This window comes from Oricola cellulosilytica, assembly GCF_019966575.1.
GTDB classification, from domain to species: Bacteria; Pseudomonadota; Alphaproteobacteria; order Rhizobiales; family Rhizobiaceae; genus Oricola; species Oricola cellulosilytica.
Genome location: NZ_JAINFK010000001.1, coordinates 125,700 through 144,427 on the forward strand (window position 1 = coordinate 125,700; position 18,728 = coordinate 144,427).

General features: G+C 62.5%; 14 protein-coding genes. 7 read left to right on the forward strand and 7 right to left on the reverse strand.

The genetic code is table 11. From position 1 onward, the window contains the following. The first annotated feature begins 178 nt into the window (after positions 1 to 178). The gene (locus tag LC298_RS00590) at positions 179 to 3,562 is read left to right on the forward strand and encodes a PAS domain S-box protein (protein WP_131565604.1); all 3,384 of its coding nucleotides are present in this window, start codon (positions 179 to 181) and stop codon (positions 3,560 to 3,562) included. 188 nt (positions 3,563 to 3,750) lie between these two features. Here the strand turns inward: LC298_RS00590 and LC298_RS00595 are convergent, their stop codons facing one another. Beyond that, a complete protein-coding gene (locus LC298_RS00595) occupies positions 3,751 to 5,709 on the reverse strand; it encodes an acetoacetate--CoA ligase (protein ID WP_131565602.1) in 1,959 nt (652 codons plus the stop codon). A 145-nt stretch (positions 5,710 to 5,854) separates the two neighbouring features. On the opposite strand from LC298_RS00595, the gene LC298_RS00600 reads away from it, so the two are divergent. Both LC298_RS00600 and LC298_RS00605 read left to right on the forward strand, forming a co-directional pair. Next, positions 5,855 to 7,702: an AsmA family protein gene (locus tag LC298_RS00600; protein WP_158284687.1), complete on the forward strand. Its 1,848-nt coding sequence runs from the start codon at positions 5,855 to 5,857 to the stop codon at positions 7,700 to 7,702. Between the two features lie 100 nt (positions 7,703 to 7,802). Then, entirely contained in the window at positions 7,803 to 8,045 is a 243-nt protein-coding gene (locus LC298_RS00605) for a DUF6460 domain-containing protein (RefSeq protein ID WP_199223180.1), read from the forward strand. 2 nt (positions 8,046 to 8,047) lie between these two features. On the opposite strand, the gene LC298_RS00610 is transcribed toward LC298_RS00605, so the two are convergent. From LC298_RS00610 to LC298_RS00630, 5 genes are all read right to left on the reverse strand, one after another. After that, positions 8,048 to 8,851 carry an ABC transporter permease gene (locus LC298_RS00610; RefSeq protein WP_131565599.1) on the reverse strand — a complete coding sequence of 268 codons (804 nt, stop codon included), beginning with the start codon at positions 8,849 to 8,851 and terminating at the stop codon, positions 8,048 to 8,050. Beyond that, a complete protein-coding gene (locus LC298_RS00615; protein WP_199223179.1) occupies positions 8,848 to 9,750 on the reverse strand; it encodes an ABC transporter permease subunit in 903 nt (300 codons plus the stop codon). Before LC298_RS00615 ends, LC298_RS00610 begins: the two co-directional genes overlap by 4 nt. Positions 9,751 to 9,757: 7 nt before the next feature. Next, complete coding sequence (locus LC298_RS00620; protein ID WP_131565596.1) at positions 9,758 to 10,900, reverse strand: ABC transporter ATP-binding protein; 1,143 nt, start codon at positions 10,898 to 10,900, stop codon at positions 9,758 to 9,760. 82 nt (positions 10,901 to 10,982) lie between these two features. Beyond that, entirely contained in the window at positions 10,983 to 12,080 is a 1,098-nt protein-coding gene (locus tag LC298_RS00625) for a polyamine ABC transporter substrate-binding protein (RefSeq protein WP_131565594.1), read from the reverse strand. 144 nt (positions 12,081 to 12,224) lie between these two features. Next, positions 12,225 to 13,538, reverse strand: coding sequence for a glutamine synthetase family protein (locus tag LC298_RS00630; RefSeq protein ID WP_131565593.1), 1,314 nt, complete (start codon positions 13,536 to 13,538; stop codon positions 12,225 to 12,227). Between the two features lie 243 nt (positions 13,539 to 13,781). Between LC298_RS00630 and LC298_RS00635 the strand changes: the two genes are divergently transcribed. Both LC298_RS00635 and LC298_RS00640 read left to right on the forward strand, forming a co-directional pair. Continuing rightward, positions 13,782 to 14,159 (forward strand): phage holin family protein, encoded by a 378-nt coding sequence (locus tag LC298_RS00635; protein ID WP_131565591.1) that lies wholly within the window; start codon positions 13,782 to 13,784, stop codon positions 14,157 to 14,159. Positions 14,160 to 14,483: 324 nt separating this feature from the next. Then, positions 14,484 to 15,374: a LysR family transcriptional regulator gene (locus tag LC298_RS00640; protein ID WP_131565590.1), complete on the forward strand. Its 891-nt coding sequence runs from the start codon at positions 14,484 to 14,486 to the stop codon at positions 15,372 to 15,374. On the opposite strand, the gene LC298_RS00645 is transcribed toward LC298_RS00640, so the two are convergent. Next, positions 15,371 to 16,798, reverse strand: a complete 1,428-nt coding sequence (locus LC298_RS00645; protein ID WP_131565587.1) for a helix-turn-helix domain-containing protein — start codon at positions 16,796 to 16,798, stop codon at positions 15,371 to 15,373. The genes LC298_RS00640 and LC298_RS00645 overlap by 4 nt on opposite strands. A gap of 254 nt (positions 16,799 to 17,052) precedes the next feature. Between LC298_RS00645 and LC298_RS00650 the strand changes: the two genes are divergently transcribed. Both LC298_RS00650 and LC298_RS00655 read left to right on the forward strand, forming a co-directional pair. Further along, the gene (locus tag LC298_RS00650; RefSeq protein WP_131565586.1) at positions 17,053 to 17,301 is read left to right on the forward strand and encodes an SMc00767 family acetate metabolism repressor; all 249 of its coding nucleotides are present in this window, start codon (positions 17,053 to 17,055) and stop codon (positions 17,299 to 17,301) included. A 313-nt stretch (positions 17,302 to 17,614) separates the two neighbouring features. Then, complete coding sequence (locus tag LC298_RS00655) at positions 17,615 to 18,277, forward strand: SDR family NAD(P)-dependent oxidoreductase (RefSeq protein WP_244596522.1); 663 nt, start codon at positions 17,615 to 17,617, stop codon at positions 18,275 to 18,277. The last annotated feature ends 451 nt before the right edge of the window (positions 18,278 to 18,728 follow it).

An 18,728-nucleotide genomic window follows, 5' to 3' on the forward strand; every position in this document is an offset into this window, starting at 1 on the left:
GTGCATTGCAACATTTTGTTGCGTTGCACAATTTGCATGGCTTGCATGCGCGGATCCGTTAACTACAGATGTAAGATGGTTCGGCGGTTTTTCCCGTTCCGCTGGACGTGCGCGCGCCGAGATGGCAATTAATTTTTCGTTAACTTGCGGCCTTCCGGTCGGCGCTTGAGAAATAAGTATGCCCGAAACCACGACCAATCACTCCTTCATCGACGTCGCTGCCTGGGACGGCGTGCGCGAGCGGTTCGTGGACGGCTTCCCGATGGCGGTGCTCGCCGAAGACGTGGACGAACTGCTTTGGGTCAACGGGCCTGCCGCGGCCCTTTTCGGTTTTGCCTCGATCAGCGAGTTCGAGGCGGAAGGAGTGGCGGGCATTCCCATTGCCCTGCGCCAGATCCGTACCGCCGCGTCGCGCATTTCGGATGGGGGCGAGATGCGTACGCTCCTGCGCGTGACGTCAGGCCTGACCAGCAAGCTCCTGCCGGCGTCCGTACGACGGATCACCGGCGGCAATGGCGAAAATTATGTCGCGGTGCTGCTCGAGGACGGAAAGGCCGCAGAAGACGGCGCGGACAGGAGCGCCAACGCAATCGCCGGTCTGGAAGAAGAGGGCGCGGGCGCGGCGCTTCTCGATGCTGAAGGCGAAGTCCTCGCCTCGAACACGCTCTTTACCGGGATGGCCATTCCGCCACAACAGATCAGAATACTGGTGGATGAGGTGGCGGGAGAAGACGACCGCCTGGTCAAGCGCCGGGTGCCGACCCAACAGGGGAGCAATATTCCGGTCGCCATCGCCAGGCTGACCGACAACCCCGCGCGTCACCTCATCATGGCCGTTCCGCTTACCGCCGCGGCCGCTCCGGTCGTCAGGGATAAAGAAAGCGAAGCCGTTCCGGCACCGGGGCAAGCCGAGGACGTCGCGGCGACAATGGCGCAAGACGACGCCCCGAAGCCCGCTGTGAAGCATGACAACGCCGTTCCGGCGGCGGACGGGGCCACTGCGCCTTCACCTGACGCCGGGACTGCGGGCGAGTCGGAACACTTCGTCGCCGATCTGGAAAGCAAATACGGGCCGGTGCGGTTCGTCTGGAAGACGGACAGCGAGGGGCGCTTCATCGACATATCCCCGGAATTTGCCGCGACCGTGGGGCCCAACGCCGCCGATGTGCATGGACGGACGTTCGAGGATGTCGCGCGCGTTTTCGAACTCGATCCGTCGGGCGAGATCAGTGCCTCCCTGATGCGCAGGGACACATGGTCCGGCAAGAGCGTGATGTGGCCCGTTCAGGGAACGGCAATGCGCGTTCCGGTCGATCTGGCCGCGCTTCCGTCCTACAGCCGGGAAAGGGTTTTCGAGGGCTATCGCGGTTTCGGTATTGTTCGCGTCAGCGAAGCAAGGCCGGACCCCGAAGAACTCGGCCTTTCGCTGGTTCCTGAGGCGCTGCCGGAAGAGGCCGTAACCGACCCCGAACCTCCGCAAGTCGAACCACCGGCTGAGTCAGAGCCGCCGCCCGAGGTACCGGACACGGCCGACAACCGTCCGCAGGAGCCGGTCGAGAGCGATAGGCCGCCGGAAGATCCGTTTCGCGGCGAGACCCCTGCCCTTGCGGCGATATCGCCGATCCCCAAGCGCCGGCAGGCCGACAAGATCATCGACCTCAACGCAAAGCGCCGCGAACGTCCGCCGGGAGAAAGCCTGAATCCGTCCGAACAGGCGGCATTCAAGCAGATCGGCGACGCGCTCTCCTGGGCGAGGACGCCCGAGGACGGAGACGAACCACCATCGGGCGAAACGGGCAGCGAGACGGAAACCGCCGGTGATGCCGGGGTCGCCGATCGCGCGGATGAGTCGCGCGGTACCCCTCCGCAGGAAGGCGAGGCTCCGGTGCAGGAGAAAACTCACGAGGCCGAATCCTCGAAACATTCGCCGGATCCCGCCCCGATCGATAACGCCGGCGACCGCGACCTCGCAGCATCCGGGACAGAAGACATCCTGCCAGAAATGTCGTCCGAGACGGAGACGGGCGAAAAATCTGCCTATCTTCCCTCGGCATTCGCGACGGGCCCGCACGAGGCGGCCAACGCCAACGACAAGGCTCCGGAAGGTCTAACCCCGGCGGTCCTCGACGAATTGCCGCTCGCCCTTCTCATCCACCGCCACGGCGTCCCGCTCTTTGCCAATCGCGCCTTCGCCGCCATGACCGGATACGAGAACGCGGAGGCGCTTAACGCGGCCGGCGGGATCGACGTGCTGTTCGGCGGCGAGCCGCCGCAGGACGGGATGGTGCACCTCGACCGTGCGGATGGCGACATGACCCCCGTCCGCGCGCACCTGCAAACAGTTCCGTGGCGCGGCGGCAACGCCCTGATGTTCGCTTTCGAGCCGCAATCCGCGCCGGCGGACATGGGCAATGAAGCCACGGACATCGCCCCCGGGGAAACGCAACTTGACGACGCGGCGGAACTGCGTGCGGTTCTCGACACCGCCACCGATGGCGTGGTCATGCTTTCCAATGACGGGGTCATCCGCTCTCTCAACGGCTCGGCGACGGCCTTGTTCGGCTACACGAGCAGCGAGGTGGAGGGAAAGAACTTCTCGATCCTGTTCGCGCAGGAGAGCCAGACGGCGGCGATCAACTACGTCCACGGCCTCGCCAACAACGGTGTCGCCAGCGTGCTGAACGAAGGCCTGGAAGTTCTGGGCCGCGAGAAGAACGGAGGGTTCCTGCCGCTTTTCATGACAATCGGACGGTTGGAGAAATCCAGAGGCTTTTGCGCGGTCGTGCGCGACATCACCGCGTGGAAACAGACGGAGCAAGCCCTGCTCGACGCGCAGCGCCACGCCGAAGCCGCGTCTTCGCACAAGACCGAGTTCCTGGCGAAGATTAGCCACGAGATCCGCACGCCGCTGAATGCCATCATCGGCTTTTCCGAGCTGATGGCCGAGGAGCGCTTCGGGCCGATCGGAAACGAGCGCTACAAGAGCTACCTGGCCGACATCAACAAGTCCGGCAAGCACGTGCTCGATCTCGTCAACGATCTGCTCGATATCTCGAAGATCGAGGCGGGCAAGCAGGAACTCGAATTCGATAGCGTGTCCCTGAACGGGGCAGTCACCGACGCCGTGGCAATGATCCAGCCTCAGGCCAACCGCAATCGCGTGATAATCCGGTCTAGTCTCGATGAGGAACTGCCGGATGTGGTCGCTGATTCCCGCAGCCTGAAGCAGATTGTCCTGAATCTACTGTCAAATTCGGTGCGCTTTACCCATTCGGGCGGCCAGGTGATCGTCAGTTCCAGTTACAATGCGCGCGGTGAGGTCGTGCTGCGGATCAAGGACACCGGCATCGGCATGTCGTCGCGCGAGATCGAAACCGCCCTGCAGCCTTTTCAGCAGGTCGCCTCGCTCGGGAGGATGCGCGGCGACGGGACCGGGCTCGGCTTGCCGCTGACCAAGGCGCTGGTGGAAGCCAACCGCGCCGAATTCGCAATCCAGTCGGAACCGGGCCGCGGCACCGCGGTCGAGATCGTCTTCCCGCCCTCACGCGTGCTCGCCAGCTAGCCCGTTCCGGCCTGACGAAACACTCCGAAAAAGAAAGGCGCCGGAATGGCGCCCGAAAAGGGTGTTGCTGAAAACTTGAGATGCCCGAAACGAGAACGGCGTCTCCAAATGCGTTACGATACTCTTAACGGGTATTCCTTAATGGCAGGTTAACGAAACGGCGAAACGCAGGGGCGCCCGCCAACCGCTCAAACCTGCAAGGCATTGAGATCGCGGTACAATTCCAGGACTTCAGGATTGGCGAGCGCTTCCTTGTTCCTCACCGGTCTGCCATGCACGATTTCGCGCACCGCCAACTCGACGATTTTGCCCGATTTCGTGCGCGGAATGTCCTTCACCGCGACGATCCGGGCGGGAACGTGGCGGGGCGAGGCGCCACTGCGGATGCGCGACCGGATCGCCTTCTCCAGATCGGCATCAAGTGTGACGCCGTCCGCCAGTCGCACGAACAGGACAACTCGGACGTCGTTATCCCAATCCTGTCCGATGCACAGCGCCTCCAGCACCTCGGGCATCTGCTCGACCTGGTTGTAGATCTCCGCCGTCCCGATGCGCACCCCGCCGGGGTTGAGCGTCGCGTCGGAACGTCCGTGAATGATCATTCCTCCATGACCGGTCCATTCGGCGAAATCGCCGTGGCACCAGACATTGTCGAAACGGTCGAAATAGGCGGCGCGATATTTTTCGCCATCCGGGTCGTTCCAGAAGCCGATGGGCATCGACGGAAACGCCCTGGTGCAGACGAGTTCACCCTTCTCGCCCGTGACCGGCCGGCCCTCGTCGTTCCAGACCTCGACGGCCATGCCGAGTCCGGGCCCCTGGATTTCGCCGGAATAGACGGGGAGGCCCGGCACGCCGAGCACGAAACACGAGACGATGTCAGTCCCACCCGAGATGGAGGCGAGATGCACGTCCTGCTTGATCGCGTCGTAAACGAAAGAGAAACATTCCGGCGACAGCGGCGAGCCGGTCGACGAAAGCACGCGCACCTTCGACAGGTCGTGGGTCTCGCGCGGGCGCAGACCGGCCTTGCGGACTGCATCGATATATTTGGCAGACGTGCCGAAATACGTCATTCCTTCCTGCTCGGCATAGTCGAACAGGACATTGCCGTCCGGTGCGAATGGCGAACCGTCATAGAGCAGAAGGGTCGCGCCGCTGGCGAGCGCAGAGACTAGCCAGTTCCACATCATCCATCCGCACGTGGTGAAGTAGAACACCCGGTCGCCGGGCCGGATATCGGCATGATACCGGTGTTCCTTTACATGCTGAAGCAGCGTGCCGCCCGCCGAATGCACGATGCACTTCGGAACGCCGGTCGTGCCGGACGAAAACAGGATATACAGCGGATGGGAAAACGGCAGCCGCACGAACTCTAACTCGACAGGCGCATGGCGGGCGAGCGCGGCTTCCATCGTCTCGGCGCTGGGCAGATTGGCGGCGACCTTCCCGGCATCGCCCAGGTAATCCACGATCAGCGTGTTGCGGACCGTCGGAAGGCCCGGCAGGATCTCGGCGAGCTTGTCGGCGATGGCGATGCGCTTGCCGTTATACCAGTACCCGTCGGTCGCGATGAACAGGACGGGCTCGATCTGCGAAAACCTGTCGAGCACGCCTTTCGGTCCGAAATCCGGCGAGCAGGAGGACCAGACCGCGCCGATCGAGGCGGCGGCCAGCATCGCTGCAATCGTTTCCGGCATGTTCGGCATCATCGCCGCAATGCGATCGCCCTCGCCTATGCCGAGCGCCCGGAAATGCTGCTGCAGCCTCGAAACGGTGTCGCGCAACTCCTGCCAATGCATGCGGCGCGAGGCCTTGTCCTCGCCGCGAAAGACAAGCGCGTCGCCGTCGCCCCCACGTGCCAGAAGGTTCTCCGCGAAGTTTAGTGTCGCCTCGGGAAAAAACCGCGCGCCGGGCATCCGGTCACCGTCCTCTAGGACCCCTGCACCCTTGTCGCCGACGATTCCGCAGTCGTCCCAGACGAGGCTCCAGAAGCTCTCGCGCTCGTCGATCGTCCATCGGTGGAAGGCGCGATAGTCTCCTTGCGACGCTCCGAACCTGGCTGCGGCGGTTCGCATCAACCCGGCCAGATTGGACGCTGCGATTCGGGTTTCGTCCGGGCTCCACAGCGGTTCGCCAACAGTCATTCCCACCCCTTTTTGCTATCGTTTGTGCACAATCTGGTAATGCGCGGCCCTCCGACCGGCAAGCCTTGAATTGAACTTACTTCCGTATACGCTCCCGCTAAAACAGATGTCCGGACGGCCGGACCGAAATCGTTACGGAAACGTCATGCCCAACAGCGCAGCACGCATCGTGATATGGCTCGCTGCGGGCGTGGTGTTGGTCGTGGCGGGCGTCTGGGCCGTGCTGCCTTGGTTCATTTCGAGCGAAGTGGTCCGAAGCGCCATCGAACGCCAGTTGGCCGACATCACCGGACAACCGGTCAATGTGGCCGGGCGCGTCGAAATTGACATTTTCCCCGCTCCTGTTGCCAGACTTCACAACCTGCGGGTACCAGGACCGAACGACTCGTCCGGCATGCCGCTCGGTGATGTCCTGACCATCGACATGCTCGAGGTCGGCATTCCGCTATCGAGTCTGATCGCCCGCGACCCGGGATTTTCCCAGTTCAGACTGGTGCGCCCCTCCCTGCGCGTCCACTTCCTCTCCGATGGCACGGTGAACCTCGCCCGATCCGGCGGACGGTTCAGCGAGGCCGTGGCCGCCATCCGGCGAAGCGAAAGCGCCGAGGCCCCCGGGGGGCTGCCTCTCGAAGCCCGGCAAGCCGGCTTCGGCGCCGTCACGATCGAAAACGGAACTGTCGAATTTATCGATGCCGCCGCGACTATGCCGGAAAAGATCACCGCCATCTCCGGCACGGTGACCTGGCCGCAACTGTCCGGCCGGCTGACCTCGTCCCTCAATGGTATCTGGCGCGGGGCCGTCTTTAGCCAGACGCTCGAAATGGACGAGGCCATTCGCCTGTTCGCCGGCCAGAGCGCCGCTGTGCGCTTCGGGCTGGACAGCGACATTCTCAGCTATTCCTTCGGAGGCACCGTGAGCACCGGGAACCCTCTGTTTGCGGAAGGCGCGGTGGCGCTCGAAACGCAATCCGTGCGCCAGGCGCTCGACTGGCTTGAATTGGATATCGAGCCAGGACGGGCGATCGGCGAAATGTCGCTCAAGGGCCAGATGCGTGTTGACGCTCATCGAATGCGCTTCGAGAACATGGACGTCGTATTGCAGGGCAATTCCGGGATGGGCGTGCTCGAAATCGGCCTCGGCAAAAAGAACCCGGATATCACGGCGACGCTGGATTTCGTCGACCTCGACATCCTCTCCTTTCTCTCCGCTTTCACCGGCGTCCCGCCAACCGCCGGGAGACTTGCGCAGCCTGTTTCCGCGGCCTTCATAGATCAACTGAACGTCGACCTGCGTCTCTCGGCCGCTCGCGCGACGGCCGGGCGCCTGGCGTTGACGGACGTCGCCGCCATCACCCGGATAACCGACGAATATGCCGTTTTCGAAATGGCCGAGGGCTCGGCTTATGGCGGCACCATGCAGGCGCGATTCAAGATCGGCCGCACGACGGACGGCCTTTCGGGCGAACTCGGCTTCTCCCACGAAAGGGTGAACACCGGCGCCCTCGCCGACGCGCTCGGCCTGACGGGCCTGATTCCGCGCGGACAGTCGACGGGCGATCTGCTCATCCATGCACCGATCGAGCGCTGGTCCGACCTGGTCACGCGCGCCAACGGCAAGGTCCAGCTCACTGTCGTTAACGGCCAGATCGCGGGCATCGGACCGCAGCTGTTTCTCGGCGCCGACGGGCAGCAGAGGTTCTTCCGCCTGCAGGATACGTCGCGCTCGACCGTAACCTTCGACACCCTGCGCATTCAGGGACTGGTGCAGGACGGAGTCGTCATCATCGAGAATGGTGCGATCGAGTATCCGCGGGTCACCATCGGCCTGAACGGCGTCATACCCTATGGCAGCCGTAGCCTCGCTCTGACCGCGATTGCCCGGAGCAAGGCGCGAACGAACGGAACCGGCGCGCCAGTCGTGCAACATTTCATCGGCGGCGCGTGGAGCAATCCATACGCGACCCCCATTCTGCTTCCGCAAACGGGTCCGTGAGAGCATGGTTAACCGGTCGTTACCGGCGTGGCGCGAAATTTAATGAGTTTTTAGACCTTTTGGCGATAATCCCCGGACTGCAGCGTGGTTGTGAGGTCTGGTGTTTCAACTGCTTGTCATGGTCATGAAGATTGTCTTTGCCTCGCTCCTGTGCGGGGCGGCGCTGTCGCTGTTCGATCTCTCGGCAGCAGATCTTCTGGCCAAGGCCGGTCTGACACCAGAAAACCTGCTGGAATTTGCAGGCAACGCGCTGGCATGGGCCATGCCCAATATTGTCCTGGGCTCAATGGTAATCGTACCCGTATGGTGCGTGGCCTATATGCTTCGGCCACCGCGCGGATAAGCTCAGGTCCGGCTCGCGGACTCTCTGACCACCCGACGCTTGTTGACCAGCGCGGCAATGATCACGCCGGTGGTAACCAGCCCGATCAGGATCGTGCAAACCGCGTTGATCTCCGGCGTCACGCCCAGACGCACCTGACTGTAGATCTTCATCGGTAGGGTGGTCGCGCCCGGCCCGGAGGTAAAGCTGGCGATCACGAGGTCGTCGAGCGACAGGGTGAAAGCGAGCATCCAGCCGGAAATCACCGCGGGAAAGATGATCGGAAGGGTGATGCGCATGAAGGTCTGGAACGGCGGACAGCCGAGATCCATGGCCGCTTCCTCCAGCGACCGGTCGAATGAAATCAGCCGCGACTGCACGACCACCGCGACGAAACACATCGAGAATGTGATGTGTGCCAGCGTTACGGTCCAGAATCCGCGCGCGAAGTCGACCGCGACGAAGAGCAAAAGCAGCGACAGCCCGGTTATTACCTCGGGCATCACCAGCGGCGCAAACACCATGCCCGTAAACAGGGTCCTACCGAAGAAACGGGAATGGCGGACCAGCGACACGGCGGCAAGCGTGCCGAGGAGGGTCGCCACGGTGGCCGAAAGCAGGGCGACGCGTATCGTGACCCAGGCCGCGTCAATCAGGCCCTGATTGCGGAACAGTTCTCCGTACCACTTCGTCGAAAATCCGCCCCAGACGGTGACGAGACGGGACTCGTTAAACGAGTAGATGATGAGCAGCACGATCGGCAGATACAGGAACGCGAAGCCGAACACGACCGACGCAATGTTGAAGGATGTCCAGCGGCCGCTCATTGCGCCGCCCTCTGTGCGCGCGCCTGGGCATTCTGGAAAAGTACGATCGGCACGACCAGGACCAGCAGCAGCAACGTCGCCACGGCTGCCGCGACCGGCCAGTCGCGGTTGTTGAAGAACTCTGTCCAGAGTGTCTTGCCGATCATCAGGGTGCGCGTTCCCCCGAGCAGGTCGGGGATGACGAACTCGCCCATGGCCGGGATGAACACGAGCAGGCAGCCCGCCAGCACGCCCGGCAGCGCCAGCTGCGCGGTCACCTTCCAGAAGGCGCCGAAGGCGGTACAGCCGAGATCAAGCGCCGCTTCGATCAGCGAATAGTCGAGCTTTTCAAGGTTGGCATAAATCGGCAGCACCATGAATGGCAGATAGGAATAGACAATCCCGATGAAGATGGCAGTCTCGGTGTTCAGGATCGCGAGCGGCCGGTCGATGAGTCCGAGTGCGAGAAGGAACTGGTTGAGCAGCCCCTCGGGCTTGAGAATGCCGATCCATGCGTAGACACGGATCAGGAAACTGGTCCAGAAGGGCAGGATCACGAGCATCAGAAGAACCGGGCGCAGGCCCTGCGGCGCGCGCGCCATCCCGTAGGCGAGCGGAAAGCCGACGAGAAGCGTCAGGAACGTCGCTAGGAGCGCGATCCGCAGGCTCGAGAGATACGCATTGATGTAGAGCGAGTCTTCGAGAAGAAACTCGAAATTTCCCCAGGTGAGCTGAGAAAGCTTGTCGAAAATCGCCCGCCACCCCTCTTCGAGATCGAACACCGGCAAATAGGGCGGCATCGCAATCGCCGGCTCCGAAAGCGAGATGCGGAAGACGATCAGGAACGGTAGCAGGAAGAAGACAAGCAGCCAGAGATACGGAATAAGGATGACGAGGCGGCGTGCGACTGCTTTCATCATCTTCCCGTCACCGTGTGAGCAGGATGCCGGCATCCGGCGCGAAGGACACCCAGATCCGGTCCTCGTGACCGATGGGATCCTCGACCTCGCGACGCGAATTCATGACCGACGCCTTGACGATGGCGCCGGTATCGAGACGGACGTTGAAAAGCGTCATGTCGCCTAGATAGCCGACATCCCAGACTTCGCCCTCGGCCGCGTTGGCTCCGTTCTCCGGCCTGTTTCGGGAAACCCTGATCTTTTCCGGGCGGATCGCGAGCCAAACCTTGTCACCGGCCCCGGCCCCGGACTCGCCGGTCACGCGTATCGCAAGACCGTCCTTGCCCGAAATCTCCGTCATTTCGCCGGAAACCGTCTCCACCGTACCTTCCAGCATGTTTACGCTGCCGACGAAATCGGCGACGAAACGCGAGCTCGGCGCCTCGTAGATTTCCGCCGGGGTGCCGATCTGCAGTATCCGCCCGCTGTCCATGACGGCGATCCGGTCGGACATGGTCATCGCCTCCTCCTGATCGTGCGTGACGATCATGAAGGTCAGGCCGAGTTCCTGCTGCAGGTCCATCAGTTCGAACTGCGTTTCTTCCCGCAGCTTCTTGTCAAGCGCACCGAGCGGCTCATCGAGAATCAGCAGCTTGGGGCGCTTGGCGATGGCGCGGGCGAGCGCCACGCGCTGACGCTGTCCTCCCGACAGTTGGTGCGGCTTGCGCTTTCCGAATTCGCCCAGCTTGACGAGCTTGAGCATATCGGCGACGCGCTGGTCGACGGCGCCGCGTGCCATCCCTTCCTGGCGCAGGCCGAAGGCGATGTTCTGCTCCACCGTCATATGCGGGAACAGCGCATAGGACTGAAACATCATGTTGACCGGCCGGCGGTGCGGCGGGACGCCCTTGAGGCTGCGCCCCTCCAGAAGGATGTCGCCCGCGGTCGGCTCCTCGAAGCCTGCCAGCATGCGCAACAGCGTGGTCTTGCCGCAACCGGACGCACCGAGAAGCGAAAAAAACTCGCGCTCATAGACATGCAGGGTGAGATCGTCGACGGCCGTGAAATCGCCGAACCTCTTCGTGACGTTCTCAAAGGCGATGTAGGGTCGGGACGCGGGGTCGTTCCACGGCGCGAATGTCCGCCGGATATTGCCAAGCGATTTGGTCATGATGCGGCCTGTCGTTCCCCAGGATGCAGCCGGCGGGCAGGCCCCGGCAGTCGCGCCGGGGCCTGTTTGTGTTGCACGCGGCCTACTGGCCGGTGGTCACCTTGGTCCACACCCGAGTCAAGGCGCGCTGCTCGCGCTGTCCCTTCGGCGAGGTGGTGTAGAGCCGCTGGACGGTCTCTTCGTCGGGATAGATCGCCGGATCGCCGATCACGTCCTCGTTGAGGAGTGGCTTCGAGGCCGCGTTGCCATTGGCGTAATAGACGTAGTTCGATGCCTTGGCGATCGCTTCCGGGGTCATGATGTAGTTGAGGAACTCATGCGCCTCCTCCACATTCTGTGCGTCGGCGGGGATCGCCATGTTGTCGAACCACATCAACGCACCCTCTTTCGGGATGATGTATTCGACTGTTACGCCCGCATCGGCTTCCGCAGCCCGGTCGCGCGCCTGCAGAATGTCGCCCGACCAACCGACTGCCAGGCAGATGTCGCCATTGGCGAGCGCGTTGATGTATTCGGACGAGTGGAACTTGCGGATATGGGGGCGGATCTTCAGCAGATGCTCTTCCGCCTTGGCGAGGTCGTTCTCGTCGGTCGAATCCGGATCGAGGCCGAGATAGTTCAGTGCCGCGGGAATGACTTCCTCCGGTGTGTTCAGGAAGTAGACGCCGCAATCCTCGAGCTTGCTGACGACGTCGGGGTCGAGCGCCAGCGCCCAGCTGTTCAGCTCGGCATCATCGCCAAGCCGCTCCTTCACCTTGTCGACATTGATGCCGATGCCGGTGGTGCCCCACATGTAGTTGATCGCGTGATTATTGCCGGGATCGTACTTTTCCAGTCGCTGCTGAATTGCCGGGTCCATGTTTTCGAGGTTCGGCAGTTTTTCCTTGTCGAGCTCCTGGAACACGCCGGCCTGGATCTGGCGCGCGAGGAATGTTCCGGTCGGAACCACGATGTCGTAGCCGGTCGAGCCGGCGAGCAGTTTGGTCTCGAGGATCTCGTTGGAATCGAAAACGTCGTAGACGACCTTGATTCCGGTTTTCTTGGTGAACTCCTCGAGGACCGACTCGTCGATGTAATCCGACCAGTTGTAGATATTGACCACGCGCTCCTGCGCGACGGCGGTGACGGCCATCGCTGCAAAGGCGGCAACGGTGGAAAGAAGCAGTTTCGAACGGATCATCTGTTACTCCCTGATGTTCGGCCGGCGCCGCTCTCCCTGTGCGTCGCGCGACCGTGATTGACGAGACTATTGAGGAAAAATCTCGCTTACAAGGCATTTCACGCAGCAGCTTGTGCCGCAAAATCAGTCGGTTGACGGCGCATCTCAAAGATAGGTGGTGCGCTCCAGCGGCGTGATCTCGGCCCAGAACGCCAAAATCTCCGAACGCTTCAGATCCTTGTAGATCTTCGACAGCTCCGGCCCCAGCGCGCGGTCGCAAAATTGCCCGGACTGGGTCAGTTGCAGTGCGTCATCCATGTCGTCGGGAAGCAGTTCCGCGCCCGCGCTGTCATAGGCGTTGCCGGTCACCGGAGGGGGCGGCGCGGCCTGCTTTTCCAACCCGTCCATCATGGCCTGAAGAACCGCGCACAGGACGATATACGGGTTGGCGTCCGCACCGGCTATGCGGTGTTCCACCCTGCGGTTTTCCTCGGTCGAGGCGGGAATCCGCAACGCAACCGAGCGGTTGTTCTCGGCCCATACGGCGCGCGTGGGCGCATACGAGCCAGGCTGGATGCGGCGGAAGCCGTTCCAGGAATTGATGAACAGCAGCAGCGCCTGCGGCATAGTACGGATCAACTCGGCGATCGCGCCGCCGAGGTTCCTTTCGCCCGCTTCTCCGGCAAAGACGTTCCGTCCGTCGCGATCGAGCATCGAGGCGTGCACGTGCATTCCGTTGCCCGCATACTCGATGAAGGGCTTGGCCATGAACGTCGCCTGCAGGCCGTGCTTGCGCGCAAAGCCGAAGACGATCCGGCGCAGCATGATCACGTCGTCGGCGGCGCGCAGGGGATCGCAGCGGTGCTTGAGGTTGACCTCGAACTGTCCCGGCGCGGCCTCCTTGATGATGGTGTCGATCGGCAGGTCCTGCGCTTCGGCCGCCGCACGGATGTCGTCGAACAGCCCGCCATATTCATCGAGATCGTCAAGGCCGTACATGCGCTGCCGGTCCGGACCGGAGGATGCGCCGACCGGCGCCGGCATGCCGTCATCCCAATCGGTCCCGGGTTCGAGAAGGTAGAACTCCAGTTCGAAGGCAACCACGGGATAGAGCCCGCGCTTTGCCAGCGCCTTGGTGATGCGCGCCAGAGCGTTACGGCAGTCATAACGAAGGGGGTCGCCCTCCGGCGTGAAGCCGCGCAGCAGAACCTGCGCGGTCGAGCGCTTTGCCCAAGGTACGCGTGACAGGGTGCCCGGCACCGCGCGGAAGAAGCCGTCCCGGTCGCCGGATTCGATGTGCAAGCCCGTTTCCGGCACTTCCCTGCCCCATATGTCGAGCCCGTGAATCGACATCGGGAAATTGACGCCCTCCTGAAACGCCTTCTTGAGGCTGTCGGCGGGCGCCCACTTTCCGCGCATCACGCCATTCGGATCGACCAGCAGAAACTCCACTGCCTGGAGATCAGGGTGGGCGGTCATGAAGGCTTCGTATTCGTCTAATGTCGGGGATTTGTCGAAAGAGGAAAATTCCGCTGGATTGATCGGCGGCAAGATTGCACCAGTGCGCTGTTGACGTTGCAGCCAAATGGATGGCCTTGCCGCCGATTTGTCAATCTCGGCGCGAGCTGACGGATAACCACTGCCGGTACCGCCCCTGCGGTGGTGCGCGGACGGGCGTCGCGCTAGTGTTCGACTGCGGCCAACAACTGAGAAGGACAAGCGATGCTCGGATTCCTCATACGCGTGGTGATCGTGGCGCTGGGGCTATGGGTTGCCTCGAAAATCATCCCGGGCGTGGAGATAAGCGACGCGACATCGCTGGCTTTGGCGGCCTTGGTGCTCGGCGTCATCAACGCCTTCGTCCGGCCCGTGGTGGTCATCATGACGCTGCCGCTGACGATCCTGACGCTCGGCCTCTTCCTGCTGATCATAAACGCGGCGATGCTTTCGCTGGCCGCATGGATGCTTGACGGCATGACGGTCGCCGGCTTCTGGCCTGCCTTCTTCGGCGCGATCGTGATCGCGATCACCGGCTGGATTGCCTCGTCCTTCATCGGCGATCGCGGCAGGGTCGAGACCATCACCTACACCCGCGACTGACCCGGAGCGTTCATCTCGCGCCTGGTGCGACCTGCCTGCGCGCATCGGCAGCCTCCTCGCATGCCCCCTCCGGACAGATGCCCAGATTCCCACGGTGATGCCGACGAGCTTGCGGAGCCAGCGCGGGACGGGTTCAGCGTGAAGTTCGTAAAACGCGTCTTCCTCTTTCGGTTTCATCTGTGCCAACGAATTCAGTGGCACCGGCACAATCGGATATGGAAATGTCATCCGGGCCTCCCGGGCTAATTATCTTTTCAAATATGGAATATAATCCGGTAGGAGTTGGGGAATACACGTCCCAAAAATGCAATCGGTATTTCAAAAATGAAAAATATCAGATGGGACGATTTACAAGTCTTCGCCCACGTGGCCCGCTCGGGCGGGCTTTCCGGGGCCGCCGCAACTCTCTCGCTGAGCGCGCCAACGGTGGGGCGGCGGATGCTGGCACTGGAACAGGCGACCGGAAAGTCGCTCTTTGTCCGATCGCGCACCGGCTATGTTCTGACGCAGGACGGCCGGGCGCTGCTGCGCAAGGTGCAGGCTATGGAGGCAAGTGCAAAACCGGTCGAGGAATGGATATCCACCGACGTGGAACGGCCGGCGATTCGCATCTCGGCGGGCACATGGACAGCAAATTTCATCGCCGACAATTTCGTGCGGCTATGGACACCAAACGACCCGTTTCGCATCTGCTTCAAGACGACGGAAGCGCGCTTGGACATTACCCACCGCGAGATCGAGATCGGCATCCGGAATCAGTCGGCCGAGGGCGGCAATCTCGCCTCCCGGCGAACCGTCGAGGTCAGCTTCGCTCCCTATGTGGCGCGCAATCATCCGAACCCGAAAGGCAGCGAATGGGTTTCGCTCGGCTCGGACGAGGCGATCACGCGCTCCGCCCGGTGGCTCCTCACGCAGCAAGACGCCTCGATCTGCGCCTGGGCCAACACGCCCTATACGCTGCGCGATCTTGTGCGAGCCGGAGCCGGCAAGGGCGTGATGCCGTGCTTTGCAGGCGACCGCGACCCGCAGCTAATGCGGGCCGGCCCATTGATCGCAGAACTGGCGGACACCCAGTATCTGGTTATGCACAATGACGACCGGCACCGCCCGGAAGTGCGCAAGGCAATCGACAGGCTCCACGCCCTGTTCCGGGACCATGCCGAGTTGTTCCGCGGCGACCGGCCGATCGGTGCGGCGGGAACGGACGACGCCTAACCGAAATCGAACGCGCTGAGCCCTGCCACCATCTCGTCGAGGCCGAGCGGCCGGGTGATCGGTGGTTCGGCGCGGGCAAGGCATCCGGCCCGTTCGCAGACCCGGCACGCCGGCCCGACGGGCACCTTCAGGAGGTCGCCGGCAGTCCCGGGGAGCGCAGCCCCGTAAACGATCTGGTCGCGGTGGGCGAGGTCGCAGCCCAGCAGCAGCGCCGTGCGGCGCGGCTGTTCCTGAAACGCGCCTTGCGGCCCTTCCAGCGTGCGCGCCATCACCAGGAATACGGCGCCATCGGGCATCTCTACCGCCTCAACGGCAATGTGCCCGGGCTGCGAGAAAACGCGATGCACGGGAAGTTTCGGGCAGCCGCCGCCGAAACGGGCCTGCGGATATCCGGCAGCGCCGGCGCGGCGGAACCGGTTTCCGGCGTGGTCGACCTCCAGCATGAAGAACGGGATTCCTGAGGCTCCGGGACGCTGCAGCATGGTCAGACGGTTGGCAGCCTGTTCGAACGACACCCGGAAGCGCGACCGCAGGACGTCGATGTCGTAGCGGGTGCGCTCGCACGCCTCGAAAAAGGCCCGGTACGGCATCATCAGCGCGTGAGCGGCATAGCGCGCAAGTTCGAACCGCGCGATGCGCCTTGACTCGTCATTCGACAGTTTCAGTTCGGCGATTTCGGCGTCGACTGCCACGCGCATCCGCAGCAGCGATGCCTCCATCGCCACCTCCCGCAGCTGGTCGTAGGGCGACAGCCGCTCGGAGATGAAGAGCCGGTTGGAGTGGCGGTCGTAGCGGCGCCGCCATTGCGGCATCGTGGCAACCGGCAGCACCTTGACGACGATCCCGTGATCGGCGCGCAGCCATCCCTTCAGCGCCCCAAGGAGATCGTCACCGGGGGACAGCAGCTTGACGAAGGCTTCTGCCTCCTCTTCCAGCGTGGCGAAATGGTTGGGCCGTCTTTCCAGCGCATCGCGCACCTCGTCCACGGGCAGGCGCGCGCCCGACAACTTGGTTTCGTGACCCTCACGCGCCAGCAGGTCGGACAGATCGGTGAGCCGGTCTTGGCCCTCGCGAAAGGCGCGGTAGAGCTTCAGCAGCGCGGAGGCAACGTTCGGGGCCACGTCGGACACCTCGACCAGTTCCTGGTCGCCGGGCAATTCGCCCGCCAGCAACGGGTCGGCGAACATTTCCTTCAGTTGCGGCAGTTGCGTGTCGCCACCGCTCTGCAACTCCTCGAGATCGATCTTGTAGACCGAGGCCAGCTTCAAGAGCAGTTGCACGGTGAGCGGCCGCTGATTGCGCTCGATCAGGTTGAGGTACGAGGGCGATATCCCCAGCTCGGCCGCCATCGCGGTCTGGGTGAGACCTTCCTGATTGCGGATGCGGCGCACGCGCGGTCCGGCGAATATCTTCTGTTCTGCCATGATCTGTCAGGATTTTTACAAATCTCGCTCGTGCAACACCCATCCCATAACTTTACAGCTTTTACAATTGCACAGCGGGGAAATGTGCGATTCATGACAGGACAACCCGAATTCAGAGCATGGAACGGTCTTTTTAGCTGCACGTTTTGCGGTGCGGTGTCACAATTGTCACAAGAGCGGGAGGCCGCCGAATGAAAAAAACACCCAAGTCGCCTGATCAATTACAAACATTTACACAATGGACGGAGACAATCATGAATGCGCATGAGCGACCAAAGACCCACGTCAAGGAACGCGCCGAAGAGCAGTCCTCGACGATGAGCACAGATCAGCAGACCGCGATTCGCATGCTGGCCAACGACCTTCACCGGCTGAACCAGTCGGTCATGAATGCCGTCGAGGCCGGCGTCTCCGTCGAACTGATTCGTTCGGCGCGCCACCATGGCGGCGACGGCACCTGGGGCGACCTTCTGGTCCCGGTCATTGTCACCAAATCGGACTGACCTGCTCCCACAGCGGGCGCAGCCTCCCCATGCGGGGGTACAATGTGGACAAGTCTTGCGTAACCACGGCGGACCCCGCTGCCGCGAAGACCGCCGACGTGGCCCCGTCGGCGGTCTTTTCTCTGGCCGGATCCTTGAGTTCGTCCGGCTGCGCGCCAAGCCCCGGTTTAATACAGGGAATGATCGAAATGTCCGGCAAGACAATGCTTGTGACTGGCGCCTCGGCCGGCATCGGTAAGGAACTCGCGCGTATCCACGCGAAAAGGGGCGGCAACTTGTTCTGGTCGCGCGCCGCAAGGAGGCGCTAGACGAGCTGGCGGCGGAACTCCGGTCGGCCCATGGGATTGTGGCCGATGTCGCCGGGGTCGACCTAGGCCAGGCCGACGGGGCGAACAGGCTTTTCGAAGAGGTGCGGGCGCGAGGGCGGGAGATAAACTATCTTGTCAATAATGCCGGGTTCGGTGGCCATGGGTTCTTTCACGAACAGGACCTGACACGCAATCTCGCCATGGTTGATCTCAACATCAAGGCGCTGATGATGCTGACATCGCTCTTCCTTCCGGAGATGATCGAGCGGGGCTCGGGCCGCATTCTGAACGTCGGATCAACCGCCGGCATGATCCCCGGGCCGCTTCAGGCGACCTATCACGCCAGCAAGGCATTCGTGAATTCCTTCAGCCAGGCACTTGCAAACGAATTGGAGGACAAGGGCATCACCGTTACGGTGCTGGCTCCCGGTCCCGTCGCGACCGAGTTCTTCGACCGTGCGAACATGCTTGGCGTGAGCGGTATCAAGGACAACATGGCCAGTGCGCACAGTGTGGCGCGATTCGGCTACGATGCGATGATGAGCGGGAATCTCGTCGCGATAAATGATCCGAAACTGCGGTTTCTGCTCCGCTGGGTCACGCCGTTTCTTTCGCGCTCCCGGGTTCTATCCATGGCACGCCGTTTTTCTGAGAAGGAAGCGGAATGACGCAACGTGAATCACAGGGCGGCAAGGTGTGGATAAGTTTTTTGCCCGGTTTTCTCTAACCCATTGTCCCGTCTCGTTATTTTATTTTTTCCGCCCGGGTTCCATCCACACCTTTGACACCTCGTGCATACTTGCCGGACGTTCCTCCACGGGAAGCCGGGTTCATGGACCGGATGGCCAGGCGGAGGGATGCGGTGCCGGCTGGGGCGTGCGGTTCACGCCTGGCAAGAGCTTACGGCCGGGCCCTAGCCTTCAGCTTTTCGGCCGGTCCTGCGGGACCGCGAGCCGTGGCCGGGAGGCGGGTGAGCAACCGGCGGGCGGTCGATCCGATCGCACCAAACATATTCATAGAAGCGTGACGACGACCGCCCGCTTCCCATCCCGCCATGACGCCCCGGTTGGCGAAGCCGATCCGGGACAGCGAGTCATGGCCAGCAGGAAAGTTTCAATG

What these genes read in the sequence shown, in the direction of transcription:
- LC298_RS00590 (WP_131565604.1), top strand. Translation starts at nt 179, where the DNA reads ATGCCCGAAACCACGACCAATCACTCCTTCATCGACGTCGCTGCCTGG.
- LC298_RS00595 (WP_131565602.1), bottom strand. Translation starts at nt 5,709, where the DNA reads ATGACTGTTGGCGAACCGCTGTGGAGCCCGGACGAAACCCGAATCGCA.
- LC298_RS00600 (WP_158284687.1), top strand. Translation starts at nt 5,855, where the DNA reads ATGCCCAACAGCGCAGCACGCATCGTGATATGGCTCGCTGCGGGCGTG.
- LC298_RS00610 (WP_131565599.1), bottom strand. Translation starts at nt 8,851, where the DNA reads ATGAGCGGCCGCTGGACATCCTTCAACATTGCGTCGGTCGTGTTCGGC.
- LC298_RS00615 (WP_199223179.1), bottom strand. Translation starts at nt 9,750, where the DNA reads ATGATGAAAGCAGTCGCACGCCGCCTCGTCATCCTTATTCCGTATCTC.
- LC298_RS00620 (WP_131565596.1), bottom strand. Translation starts at nt 10,900, where the DNA reads ATGACCAAATCGCTTGGCAATATCCGGCGGACATTCGCGCCGTGGAAC.
- LC298_RS00625 (WP_131565594.1), bottom strand. Translation starts at nt 12,080, where the DNA reads ATGATCCGTTCGAAACTGCTTCTTTCCACCGTTGCCGCCTTTGCAGCG.
- LC298_RS00630 (WP_131565593.1), bottom strand. Translation starts at nt 13,538, where the DNA reads ATGACCGCCCACCCTGATCTCCAGGCAGTGGAGTTTCTGCTGGTCGAT.
- LC298_RS00635 (WP_131565591.1), top strand. Translation starts at nt 13,782, where the DNA reads ATGCTCGGATTCCTCATACGCGTGGTGATCGTGGCGCTGGGGCTATGG.
- LC298_RS00640 (WP_131565590.1), top strand. Translation starts at nt 14,484, where the DNA reads ATGAAAAATATCAGATGGGACGATTTACAAGTCTTCGCCCACGTGGCC.
- LC298_RS00645 (WP_131565587.1), bottom strand. Translation starts at nt 16,798, where the DNA reads ATGGCAGAACAGAAGATATTCGCCGGACCGCGCGTGCGCCGCATCCGC.
- LC298_RS00650 (WP_131565586.1), top strand. Translation starts at nt 17,053, where the DNA reads ATGAATGCGCATGAGCGACCAAAGACCCACGTCAAGGAACGCGCCGAA.